We start from the raw sequence: 12,057 nt of genomic DNA, 5'->3' as shown, positions 1-12,057 counted from the left end.
TAATGAAAACACTACTATTACTAAGTTTTGGTTTGCTTACGATATGCTGTGGAACTGATCAGGGGGAAAGTATTGATTATACATATAGTATATCAAATAATGCTGGACAAAATATCAAATTAGTACCTTACATAAATGGTGTTCCTGAAATGGAAAATGCCATTACACTAGCGAATAACGAAAAATTCACCAAAAAATATACGTATAAGCCACCAGGTGCAGCTGGCTTTAATATGACAGGATTGTTTAAAGCAACAGCAGCTGGAAGTATTACTCATGTAGGTGTAATTTACAATAATAACCATATAAATCTTTTTACTGTATTCTCAGAACAGTGTCCAACATGTGCTAATATTCCTAATAATCCCTATCCGATTATTTATAATGAAAATATTAGAAATTTGTTTAATATAAGTTTCAATGATGAACAAGTAGAAACTTATTCAATAACTTCTGAAGATTATCAGAATGCTACTGATTGTGGTGGCAATTGCTATTAAAGAAAAAGATTAAGAGTCCGTTTCATACCTAGTAAAAACGGACTCTTTTTTATAACAAATAAAAAATTTCAAATATGGATAAAAAACTACTTTTAATTTTTGCAATAACCTTAAGTCTATTTGCTTTCAGTCAAAACATTTCTTTTGAAACTTCTGAAGGATACACGTTAGGAAATCTTCCAGGCCAACAGGGCTGGTCGAGATGGGGAGGCGTTACTACGAGTAGTGCTAAAGTGATAAATACCACAGCATCAATTGGTTCAAACTCTGTGACTGTTACAAGTAATAGTAGTGGTACCAGTGGAGGGGTTACAAAAAGTATTTCTGGTTTTACAAAGACCGAATATTCGTTTGATTACAAAATTTCTGCTGTTGGATCTTCAGAATATCATATGGTTGTACAAGATCTTGACGATAATATCGTAGGCGGTTTCAACATTGAGCCAAGTCAAGGCGGACTGCTTGTATATAACGGAGTTATAGACGATGGTGTAGCTACATCTGTAAACATTTCTGCAAATACGTGGTATAATTTTAAACTAATTGCAAATTTGGCAACACACACCGTAACTTATTATTTAAACAATATCTTACTCGGAAGCCAACCTATTTCAAATAGTGTTATGGGGTTTAATGTTCTCAACTTCGTTTATGATAACGAAGGATCTGGTTTTACAATGGATAACATTAAAATTTTAAATGCTGATCTTCTTTCTACTTCGGAAAACAATTATAACGATAAAATAGATGTTTATCCTAACCCCACTTCAGATTTCATTAATATCAAAATAAAAGAAGTCGTAAAATCAATTGAAATTTTTGATCTTTCCGGAAAATTGATTTTAAAAGATGTTTCCGGGAAAAAAGAGATCTCTATTTCACATTTACAAAACGGATCATATATACTGAAAGTAAACACAAAAGAATCTGCGTACACTAAAAAGTTCATTAAAAACTAGAAATATATAGTTTTTTATAATCACTCTTATCTTAATGTGATAAGAGTGATTATTATAAAGAATTTCTTAGCGATCTAAACTCTCCTTTTTTAAACTTGATACGATCTTCCCAAACATAGTCTCCGGTAAGGTGAATATGTTCCCATCCTAAAGGAGAAAGGTGTTGAAGTAATTCTTCATTAATTTCTTCGCCCTGTTCTTTCAGGTGCTGCACTGCTTTTTCAATATAAACCGTATTCCATAGAACAATAGCAGCAGTAACCAGATTAAGACCGCTTGCCTTATACCGTTGATTTTCAAAGCTTCGTTCTCTGACTTCTCCAAACCTGTTAAAATATACAGCTCTTGCCAAAGCGTTTCTGGCTTCACCTTTATTAAGTCCTGCGGTAACTCTGCGTCTAAGTTCCGGACTCATGTACCAGTCGAGCATAAATAAAGTTCTTTCTATTTTACCCAATTCTCGTAATGCTACAGCCAGTCCGTTCTGCCGTGGATAACTTCCAATCTTCTTGACAATCAGTGAAGCCGTAACAGTTCCATTTTTTATGGAAGCAGCCAATCTTAGAATTTCATCCCAGTTTTGAATAATCTTTTTACTGTTGATGGTTCCTCCTATATGTTCTGATAACGCAGAATAGCTCGTAGATGTTTCAGGAATAAATAACTTCTTATCATTCAAATCTCTGATTCTTGGAGCAAATTTAAATCCCAGTAACTGCATCAAAGCGAATACATGATCGGTAAACCCCGAAGTATCCGTATAATGTTCTTCTATCTGCAGTTCAGATTCATGATAGAGAAGCCCATCCAAAACATAGGTTGCATCCCTTACTCCTACATTGATAACCTTGGTATGAAAAGGTGCGTATTGGTCGGAGATATGAGTGTAAAACTGAACTCCGGGACTGCTTCCATATTTTGGATTAATATTTCCGGTTCTCTGCGCATAACTGCCTGTAGCAAACCTTTGACCGTCCGAAGAAGATGTTTTGCCCTCTCCCCAGTAAGAAGAAAATGAGTGATCGGATTGAGTATTGATAATTTTCGCTAAAGCTGAAGAATACGTTTCGTCTCGGATATGCCACGCCTGAAGCCATGAGAGTTTTGCATAGGAAGTTCCCGGAGAAGCTTCCGACATTTTTCTTAAACCTAAATTAATGGCATCTGACAGTATTACAGTGAGTAACAAATTTTTGTCACTGGCTTTATTTCCGGATTTCAGATGAATGAACTGATCTGTAAAGCCCGTCCACTGATCGACTTCTTTCAAAAGATCTGTGATTTTAATAAGAGGAAGCAGACTGTATATTTTTTTTGCTAAAACTTCAACTTCTTCAGGAACTGTATTTTCAAGAGGTTTAATCTTTATTCTGTCATTAATAATAGAAGATTCAGGGAGTTCATTATTTTCAATGAGCTTACATACTATTTGTATTTTATTTGAAAGAAGTTCCATTCGCTCCGAAAGAAACTCTTCTGCATTCAATGCTACATCCAGAGGAACTTGATTTTCATCTTTCATTTCAACGAATCTGCCTGCAGGAATAAGATAATCTTCAAAATCTTTGTACTGTCTTGAACCCTGTACCCAAAGATCACCGGAACGCAAATGGTTTTTCAGTTCAGAAAATATACATAGTTCATAAAACTTTCTATCTATACCGTTCTCTGTAAATACCAGTTCTTCCCATCTTTTTCTGATAAAACCTGATGGAATTTTTTCCGGTAGTTTTTTTATTTTTCCTTCATACAGGTCAATCAAGATACCTACTGCCTTTAGAATATCTTCTGCTACAGGGGCAGAGCGGAGTTCCAACTCTTTCAGAAATTCTCCACCATATTTTTTTATCGTAAAGTATTTATCGGATATAAAATAAAGAGAGTCAAAATTTTGTTTAGCTGTTAAGTTCTTGGCTTCTGAAATACTTTGAGCCAGAGCGTCCCATGAAATAACTGACTCAACAGCATCGAAAGGATCTTCTCCTGTTTCCTTGGCATCCAGAAGTGCGCTGCCAACTTTAAAAAATATACCGAGCTGCTCACCCATGGATTTTCCGGAATCCTGCATTTTTTGAGTTTGCGTATTCTTGGCATATCTGAACAAAGAACCGATGATCTTATCATTCATTTCTATGATTTCATCGATGATGGAAGCTTTGGTTTCCAGAAGTATTGCCACCAATGTTGCGTATCTCCTGGATTCTTCAAAATCCCTTAGATGCTGTGGTGTCATCTGTCTTCCTTCTCTGGCTATTTTTAGTAATCGGTTCTGATGAATATCCTTACCAATATCTTTTGGAAGATTGATCTCTTTTATTGTCTTCAACCTCTTTATATGCATCAGTAAAAACTTTGAATTGACCGCCTGTGGGGATTGCTTGAGCCAATTTAGTTGACTGATGCTGCTTTTTTCCTGTAAGTTGAGAAGAGCATCTAATAACTGTTTCTGATGATTGGACAATGAAGAACTCAGGCTATCATAAATTTGCTTTTCCGCATTAATAAGAGCTTCCGAGCAAAGCCTTTCAATTGTTCCAGTTGCAGGGAGTAAGATTTTATTTTTACGAAGAAATTTAACTAATTCTTCTGCCACAACAAATCCTTTATCTGTTTTGAGAGCTATTTCTTGTAACAACCCTTTGTAGACCGTATAATCTATGATTGTAAATATTCGAAATCCATAAACAGATTGCAGTATGCTTATATATTCTCTCCTTGTTTGCTCTCTTTTTCCATAGTTTTCCCATTCTAAAACATTTATTCCTAGTTGACTGCTAATAAACTGTAAGATTTGTCGATCAGGATATAACTCAGGAGCTAAAATAATCCCTGGATGTCTCATATAACTGAGATTAACTGCAAATCCCAACTTATTGGTGTTTGTTCTACAATGATTTTTTATTATTGAAAAATCATTTTCCGATAAAGAATAGTTGATGATTAATTCTTCATCAGTTTCTGGAATTTTAATTAACTCTTTTATCTCAAACTCTGATAATACTTGTTTTCTAGGCATAAAAATATTTTTTCTTAAGTAAAATAAAACGTCCGTTTACTTGTACTTTTTTGTGTTTTCTGAAAATTACGTTTTAAAATAAAAATAAGTAAAAAAAACTAGTATAATAAATTGAGTATATTTATTTAAATTTTTAATGCAATTATCTATACTTATGAAAATTGGATATATCAGAATATCAACACAGGATCAAAATTATAATCTGCAGGAAGACGCTTTAAATAAATTAGGATGTGAAATGATTTTTAAGGAAACAGTTTCCGGAGCTACAAAGGAAAGACCACAACTCAAAAAATTATTAGAGCAAATTCGTAAGGGTGATGTTGTAGTTGTTTATAAATTAGACAGACTTGGAAGATCTTTAAAACACCTGTTAGAAATTGTCGAAATATTAAATTCTAAAAATGTAGCTCTACAAAGCTTGCATGACAACATAGACACTACGACTCCGCAAGGAAGATTATTTTTTAATATTTCCGCATCCTTTGCAGAATTTGAAAAGGATCTAATCAGGGAAAGAACAAAAGCAGGCTTGGAGGCAGCACGGGAAAGAGGTAAGAAAGGAGGTCGCAGGAAAGGATTAAGTAAGGAAGCTCAGCAAAAAGCTATTATTGCAGAAAATTATTATAATGAGGGGATAAAAAGTGTCAACGAAATTGCTGCCGACTTGAAGATTTCAAAAATGACAATGTATAAATATTTAAGAGAAAGAAATGTGGAAATAAAGGTTTACAATAGAAAGTAATTTATTCAGTCTATAAAAAATAATTATTTAATAGATTCTATCCTTAACGTGCTATATTTTCCGTTTCGTCGACTGACCCCAAAATTACCGATGAGCAAGATGTTTTTATTTCAGAATCCAGTGTTTACCGTATTTTGAAGCAAAGAGACTTAATACCGGCACCGAATCATTTTCTTCTTTCAGCAGCAAATGAGTTCAAAGACAAAACGGAATTTGTGCATCAAATGTGGCAGACAGATTTTACCTATTTCAAGATCATTGGCTGGGGATGGTACTATTTGAGCACGATTTTGGACGACTATAGCCGCTACATCATTCACTGGGAGCTGTGCGACTCGATGAAGGCCGAAGATGTGAAACGAACGGTGGACACGGCCATTAAAAAAGCGAAATTAAAGACCAAAGCTAAACCTAAACTGCTCTCAGATAACGGTTCCTGCTACGTCTCCGGTGAACTGAAAACCTATCTTAGAGATAATGTAAAGATGAAGCAGGTTCACGGAAAACCAATGCATCCGCAGACTCAAGGTAAGATTGAACGTTATCACAGAACGATGAAAAACGTAGTGAAACTAAATCATTTTTATCATCCCGAAGAACTCATCCAGGCACTGGAAAAATTTGTAGAAAACTACAATAACAAGCCCTATCACGAGTCGATAAATAACCTCACTCCAGCAGATGTGTACTTCGGAAGATCAGAACAGATTTTGGAAAAAAGAAAGCAAACAAAAGCGGAATCCATCCGAAAAAGAAGACAAATATATAATCAACAAAAATTAGTAAGTTTATAAACCGAAAATCCTCCTTAAGGATTTAAACTAAAATGTCTAAGTTGGTTTGAAGACGTACAAATATTAAATTTATGAAAAAAACTATTTTAGCGTTGTTTTTAACAGTTGGAATTTCAGGGATTGCTTTAGCGAATAATTCAGTACCTAATGTTTCTGAACATAAAATGGAAACAAAAGTTGTAACGAAGGAAAAAGGAGACAAAAAACAAGTTACAACCTACAACTATGTGAATGGAGTGTTATTTTCTTGTACAATTGCAACACATACAAGACAATACGATACTTGTGGAAATTACGTAGGTACAGTTAAAGAATCATACGAAGCTTATGGAAGTGGTTGTAGTGAAGCGGGTGAAGGAGGGTTACTAATTAAAGTAACAAGAATGATGACAGGATTTGGCGATTGCCCTGCAAATTATTAATGACAGCATATATTAAATTTATTATGATTTTGTTCTGTGTTTTTTTCAAAGCACAGAACAATTTTATTGTTTACAATAAAATCATAGATGATGCTGGTGGTAATGAAAAAATTTATGAAAAAAATATACTTGTTTTTCAAGATAAATGGTCTATTTTTTTTAGCTACAGAGGAAGTTTGGAAGAAGTGAATGATTTTTTGACTAATAGTGAAAAAATTAGGAGCAGCCAGATTATAAAAAATTCACTGGATGAGAAAAAATTTTATATAAAAGATAATTCTTTTACTAAGGAGATTCTTTTTACGTTAGACAACTATCAAAAAATTGATTGGAATATTATTCAGAAAGATACGGAAATAATCTTAGGATATAAATGTCATAAAGCTTTAGGGAAATTTAGAGGAAGAGATTTTATTGCTTACTTTACAACCGATTTGCCAGTTGATTTAGGTCCTTTAAAGTTTAGAGGATTACCTGGTGTAATTTTAAAAGTTTCAGATAAAGATAACTTGTTTACCTATGAAGCTGCTAAGATTGTATTAAATTTTCCACAGAAAATTGACATTAATTCTAAACTTCTTTTCTCATTTCCTGAAGAAAAGTCTAAGTACATTGATTATAAAGAATATATAAATATTGAAAATAACTACTTAAAAGATATTAAGTCAAAAGTTGAAGCAAATAGACCAGCTGGAACAATAGTAGTGAGTTCTTCCAAAGAAAGAGACTTTAAGATAGAAAAATCTTTCGAATGGGAAGAGTCTAAAAAGCCTTAATGAAGTATTTATGTTTATTATTCATCATATTATTTCTTAAAATCTCTGCTCAAACAGAGATAAAAGGTTTAGTATGGTCAGAAAATAAACAGGCGGTTTCAAGAGCCAATGTGATTCTTACCGATTCACAGGATAATATAATAACTTTCGTCTTTAGTGATAAAGACGGAAGTTTTTTGCTTAATACGGATAAATTCGGAAATTTTAATCTGAATATTTCTGCGATGGGCTATTTTTCTAAGAAATTCCCTGTTTCTATAATTAAAAGAGGTGAAAGCAAAAATTTTAAAACCATTATTCTTGAGACTGATAAAGTAAAAGAAATAAAGGAAGTAGTTATTAGCAGAACTTCGCCGATCAAGATTAAGAAAGACACTATAGAATATTCTGCTAAAAATTTTTCTAATGGAACAGAGCAAAATGTAGAAGATCTCTTAAAAAAACTTCCGGGAATTACTGTTCTTAGTGATGGTAAAATAAAATTCGGAAATAAAGAGGTTTCCAGGGTGATGATAGAAAATGATGATCTTTTTGAAAGAGGTTATCAGACACTTACCCAAAATATGCCTTCCAAACCTTTAGATAAAGTTCAGGTTCTTAAAAATTATTCAAAAAATAAGCTTCTCAAAAATATTGAAGCTTCAGAAAGTATTGCCCTTAATCTTACATTAAAAGAAGATGCCAAAGGTAAGTGGTTTGGAAATGTTTTGTTAGCTTCTACAAGTTATAAAGAAGATATGCGACAGGGAAAACTCAATCTGATGAACTTTACAAAGAGACAAAAAATCTATTTTCTTCTGAATGCCAATAATTTGGGTTTAAATGAAATGAAGGGTGTAGAATACTTAACCAATCCAAGCTCGGATAATGATGTTGAAAATGTTGGAACCAATATTAACACACTATCAATAATTAATCTTCATCAAAAAAACTTTCAGTTTGATGATAAGCGCACTAATTTTAACAATGATAAGTTAGTTTCACTTAATTATATTTATAATTTTAAAACCGATTGGAAATTAAAGTTTGTAACTATTTTTAATGAAATAGAAAATAGAAACTATATCAATTCTTTTTATAAATTTAATTTTAACGGTTTAGATTTTATTAATAGTGAGGATAAAATATGGAAGCAAAATAACAGAAATATTGTTGGGAAGGTAGAACTTTCAAAAGACTTTAAAAATAACTCAAACTTACAATTCTATAATAAAGTTTCATCCTTAAATGAAAATAATAATAATATTTTTCTTTTTAATGAACAGTTGAATAATCAAATTGGAAAGAATGAACTTTTTGCCAACGAAAATAGATTGACTTACACTAAGAAAATAGATTCATCCAAAGCTTTAGTAGCAGTAGCAAGATATATTTTTCAAAACCGGCCATATGATTTTACTGATGAAAATGATGTTTTTTCTCAAATACTAAACAATCCTGATGCTCAAAAAATAAATCAGATTATTGATTCTAAAATGAATTTTGGGGGATTAAAACTTTCTTATCTTAAAAAGTATGCAGAAGAACACAGCCTGGAATTACAGTTAGGAAACGAGTTCAGAAAAGATTTTTTAAGCTCAAACCTTCATATTTTTAATTCAAATAATGAAGCGATAAGTTTTGATAAATCAGAGTTTATTAATCATACAGATTATGTTCAGAATAATGTTTTTGCTCAGATTAAATATAACAAAAAAGTAAAAAATTGGAGCTATGGTTTTACCATTTTAAATCAAATGATTCATTCTGATTTAAATCAAAATAAACAGAATGGTTTCTATGTTTCTCCGTTAGCAAATATTGGTTACCAAAACAGAAAAATAGGAAATTTTAATTTGAATGCAGGAAGGAAATTTTCCACAGTCAGTATCAACGATGTTTATACTAACTATATCTATCAGGGAAACAGAAACTTTAAACAGAGCAATGTAAATTTTGCTGTTTTGCAAGATTGTAATTTAGGATTTAGCTACAACGTGGGAGAGCAAATGTCTCAATATCTTAATTTCAATATTAATTTTTTCAAAAGTGGAGATTATTTGTCTAATAATATGATTGTAAATCCTAATTACACTTTTAATCAAACAATTTTGGTAAAGAATAATAGCAATTTATCTGCAAGCTTAGAATTAAGAAAATACTTAAAGCCTATAAGATCAAGATTGAGTATTTTAAGCTCTTATATGCAATCGGGCTATGAAAATAGTGTAAATAATCAACCTTTAATAAAAACTAAATTTATCAATTGGAAGGCAGCTTTTGAAATGAAATCAGGCTGGACAAAATTTATTAACTATGAATGCGGTTATGAATGGGCATTCAATACTATTTCTTCGAAAGTGAATTCTAACAAATACATAGATCAAAAAGGTTTTTTGAACCTTTATTTTACTATAAATTCACAGTTTAGGATTGAGTCTCTTGTAGAATATTATAAATTTGGAAATACAGCTCAAAAAACTACTCAGTTTTGGGATATTAAAGCGAACTATACTTTAAAGAAGTATAATATGAGTATTTTTATTCAGGGCAATAATCTTTTAAATTCAAACAGTATTCAGAGATACTCAATAAATAATATAAGTGAGAGTTTATACACACAAAGACTGTTGCCACGCCATATAGTGTTAGGTATTAACAAAAATTTCTGATTAATATATAAAATCTATTCAAAGCAAAAAATATGATAGATTTTATCCTTAACCCTGTTTTTTTTACTTTTCGTCGACTGACCCCAGACAGGTTCAACTACTGTGACAGGTACCGTGATTGTTAAGTGGACTTGGTAATTTTAAAGAAAGATTCATTTTGAAATCAAAGGACTGCCTCACGGGCAGTCTTTTTTTTATCTTATATTTGCTTAACACCTTAGATAAATAAAACATGAAAAATATTAAAAAGCATTTATTTATAGTTACATTACTATTGTTTTCTTCATTTTTTAATGCTACAACAATCCCTTTTGAATTGATTGATGGGAAAATATTTGTACCAGTAGATATTAAAAAACAAAAGCATTATTTTTTGTTTGATACGGGTGCATTCACTATTATTTCTTCGGAACTAAAAGGCAAAATCAACGAAAAAAAGAGCAGTATAATTTTTGAAGCTAGTGATGCACATAACGTGAAATCAAAAATGGATGTTTTTTCAACAAATGATTTGATAGTATCCGATTTAAAATTTAAAAATGTAAATTTTTCCTTTACAGATGTTAGTTGGATGACTGGTCGGGCTTGTAAAAAAATCAGTGGGATATTAGGTGCTAATATGATGAAAGGTAAAATATGGCGTATTGATTTCAAAACAAAAACAATTAGCGTATTTGATAAGTCGTTAACAAATTCACCCACTTCAGTTACTATACCTTTTTCCGAAGATAATTTTACAAGTGTTCCTAGAGTGAAAGGAAAAATAAGAAATCAAGATGCTGAATTCATATTCGACTCCGGTTCCGGAATGGGCATTACACTTAGTCAAAATTTATATAATTCAATAAAAGACAGTGATTTTTTGACTTTTGAAGGCTTGTTATCACAAGGTTTAAATAGTGTAAACAAAGGCGAGAGACAAGTCGATTTAATGGAAATAGAATTTAACAAGACTAATTTAAAAAATCAAATTATTGATAGTAGCTCTGATCCACTAAATTTGATAGGTATTAGATTTATAGAAAACTATTTGGTTGATCTTGATTTTATCAATAATAATATTATTTTAAATTCAACAGATAAAACTCCTGAATATAATAGTTTTGGTATTTCTTTAGCTCCTATTGATAATAGTTTGATTATTGTAAATAAACTCCAAATTCCTTCATTATCAGAATTAAATGTAAGTGAAAAAATTCTTAAAATAAATGATATTGATGTATCTAAGATAACTGCAGAAAAATACTGTGAAGTAAGAAAAATATTAGATAACAGCAAAACTATCACAATAGAAAACGAATCTAATAAAAAGTTTATTCTAGAAAAGAAAAATGTTCTGCTTTATTTGAATTGAAAACTAAAATAGTTATAGGTTTAGTCTATCTATAAAGTTAATAGAAAATATTATTAATTTGGATTTCTCAAGCGTATTGCGTAACTTTACACTTTCTTAAAGTAAGAGAAGTTTAATAAAATAAATTAATAATAAATGTAATAATGATTAGCTCTTTTAAACATAAAGGTCTGAAGAATTTTTGGACCAAAGACGATGAAAGTAAATTACCATCTGAAATGGTAGTTAAGATAAGGATAATATTAGACCTTTTAGATAATGCAGAGGAAGTTCCCCATGACTTTGAAGCTTTTAAAAATTTAAGAATACATCCACTTAAAGGAAAATTAAAAGACTTTTGGTCATTAGATGTAACAGGTAATTATAGAATTATATTCAAATTTGAAAATAAAAATGTTTATGATTTAGATTTACTTGATACTCATTAACTTAATAAAATTTTAAAATCAAATAGAAATCGAACATTATGAAACCTATAACTCGTGCAATTAAGCACAATACGCATCCCGGAGAAATTCTTTCCGAAATGATTTTCAAAACTAATTTTTTGACTGTTGAAAAAGCTTCACAGCTTTTAGGAGTAACTCGTCCAAATCTTTCCAATATTGTTAATGGAAAAAGTGGAATTAGTCCTCTCATGGCAATCAGAATTTCAAGAGTTTTTGGTGGAAATCCTGGGATATGGTTAAGATTGCAGTATGCTTATGACTTAAGGCAAGCAGAAAAAGAGTTTGAAGAAAAAGATATTCACTTAGATAAATTTGAAACTGCATAAAGCAGAAATTTAAAACTTGAAAACTCTGGAATTAATTCCAGAGTTTTTTAATTTATTCGTGTGTT

The 12,057-nt window shown here is 31.2% G+C and carries 11 protein-coding genes; 10 read left to right on the top strand and 1 reads right to left on the bottom strand.

The features are described 5' to 3' along the window. Window positions 1-2: 2 nt before the first annotated feature. Both LO744_RS20125 and LO744_RS20120 read left to right on the top strand, forming a co-directional pair. Complete coding sequence (locus LO744_RS20125; protein ID WP_050378464.1) at window positions 3-500, top strand: hypothetical protein; 498 nt, start codon at window positions 3-5, stop codon at window positions 498-500. Window positions 501-574: 74 nt separating this feature from the next. Then, window positions 575-1,459 carry a T9SS type A sorting domain-containing protein gene (locus LO744_RS20120; protein ID WP_050378465.1) on the top strand — a complete coding sequence of 295 codons (885 nt, stop codon included), beginning with the start codon at window positions 575-577 and terminating at the stop codon, window positions 1,457-1,459. A 52-nt stretch (window positions 1,460-1,511) separates the two neighbouring features. On the opposite strand, the gene LO744_RS20115 is transcribed toward LO744_RS20120, so the two are convergent. After that, on the bottom strand, window positions 1,512-4,475 hold the full coding sequence (locus LO744_RS20115; RefSeq protein WP_076452844.1) for a Tn3 family transposase: 2,964 nt from the start codon (window positions 4,473-4,475) through the stop codon (window positions 1,512-1,514). A gap of 154 nt (window positions 4,476-4,629) precedes the next feature. Between LO744_RS20115 and LO744_RS20110 the strand changes: the two genes are divergently transcribed. The 8 genes from LO744_RS20110 to LO744_RS20075 all read left to right on the top strand — a co-directional run bounded on the left by LO744_RS20110 (window position 4,630) and on the right by LO744_RS20075 (window position 11,992). Then, window positions 4,630-5,220 carry a recombinase family protein gene (locus LO744_RS20110; RefSeq protein WP_076452857.1) on the top strand — a complete coding sequence of 197 codons (591 nt, stop codon included), beginning with the start codon at window positions 4,630-4,632 and terminating at the stop codon, window positions 5,218-5,220. Window positions 5,221-5,354: 134 nt separating this feature from the next. Next, entirely contained in the window at window positions 5,355-6,014 is a 660-nt protein-coding gene (locus LO744_RS20105; protein ID WP_230672618.1) for a DDE-type integrase/transposase/recombinase, read from the top strand. Window positions 6,015-6,106: 92 nt separating this feature from the next. After that, complete coding sequence (locus tag LO744_RS20100; RefSeq protein ID WP_139423225.1) at window positions 6,107-6,436, top strand: hypothetical protein; 330 nt, start codon at window positions 6,107-6,109, stop codon at window positions 6,434-6,436. After that, window positions 6,436-7,212 (top strand): GLPGLI family protein, encoded by a 777-nt coding sequence (locus tag LO744_RS20095; RefSeq protein ID WP_034751503.1) that lies wholly within the window; start codon window positions 6,436-6,438, stop codon window positions 7,210-7,212. The genes LO744_RS20100 and LO744_RS20095 overlap by 1 nt, the downstream gene beginning before the upstream one ends. Further along, a complete protein-coding gene (locus LO744_RS20090) occupies window positions 7,212-9,863 on the top strand; it encodes a beta-sandwich domain-containing protein (protein WP_034751506.1) in 2,652 nt (883 codons plus the stop codon). Before LO744_RS20095 ends, LO744_RS20090 begins: the two co-directional genes overlap by 1 nt. Before the next feature lie 232 nt (window positions 9,864-10,095). Then, a complete protein-coding gene (locus LO744_RS20085) occupies window positions 10,096-11,217 on the top strand; it encodes a pepsin/retropepsin-like aspartic protease family protein (RefSeq protein WP_090002449.1) in 1,122 nt (373 codons plus the stop codon). Window positions 11,218-11,360: 143 nt separating this feature from the next. Continuing rightward, window positions 11,361-11,645 carry a type II toxin-antitoxin system RelE/ParE family toxin gene (locus tag LO744_RS20080; protein ID WP_090002447.1) on the top strand — a complete coding sequence of 95 codons (285 nt, stop codon included), beginning with the start codon at window positions 11,361-11,363 and terminating at the stop codon, window positions 11,643-11,645. A 38-nt stretch (window positions 11,646-11,683) separates the two neighbouring features. Then, window positions 11,684-11,992: a HigA family addiction module antitoxin gene (locus tag LO744_RS20075; protein ID WP_090002445.1), complete on the top strand. Its 309-nt coding sequence runs from the start codon at window positions 11,684-11,686 to the stop codon at window positions 11,990-11,992. The last annotated feature ends 65 nt before the right edge of the window (window positions 11,993-12,057 follow it).

Origin of the sequence: Chryseobacterium turcicum (genome assembly GCF_021010565.1) — a bacterium.
Lineage (GTDB): Bacteria > Bacteroidota > Bacteroidia > Flavobacteriales > Weeksellaceae > Chryseobacterium > Chryseobacterium turcicum.
Note: the sequence above shows the minus strand (reverse complement) of the source record. Positions and strands in the feature narration are given on the sequence as shown.

Coding starts and splice junctions, on each gene's coding strand:
- LO744_RS20090 (WP_034751506.1), top strand. CDS start 7,212: ATGAAGTATTTATGTTTATTATTCATCATATTATTTCTTAAAATCTCT.
- LO744_RS20085 (WP_090002449.1), top strand. CDS start 10,096: ATGAAAAATATTAAAAAGCATTTATTTATAGTTACATTACTATTGTTT.
- LO744_RS20110 (WP_076452857.1), top strand. CDS start 4,630: ATGAAAATTGGATATATCAGAATATCAACACAGGATCAAAATTATAAT.
- LO744_RS20115 (WP_076452844.1), bottom strand. CDS start 4,475: ATGCCTAGAAAACAAGTATTATCAGAGTTTGAGATAAAAGAGTTAATT.
- LO744_RS20125 (WP_050378464.1), top strand. CDS start 3: ATGAAAACACTACTATTACTAAGTTTTGGTTTGCTTACGATATGCTGT.
- LO744_RS20080 (WP_090002447.1), top strand. CDS start 11,361: ATGATTAGCTCTTTTAAACATAAAGGTCTGAAGAATTTTTGGACCAAA.
- LO744_RS20095 (WP_034751503.1), top strand. CDS start 6,436: ATGACAGCATATATTAAATTTATTATGATTTTGTTCTGTGTTTTTTTC.
- LO744_RS20120 (WP_050378465.1), top strand. CDS start 575: ATGGATAAAAAACTACTTTTAATTTTTGCAATAACCTTAAGTCTATTT.
- LO744_RS20075 (WP_090002445.1), top strand. CDS start 11,684: ATGAAACCTATAACTCGTGCAATTAAGCACAATACGCATCCCGGAGAA.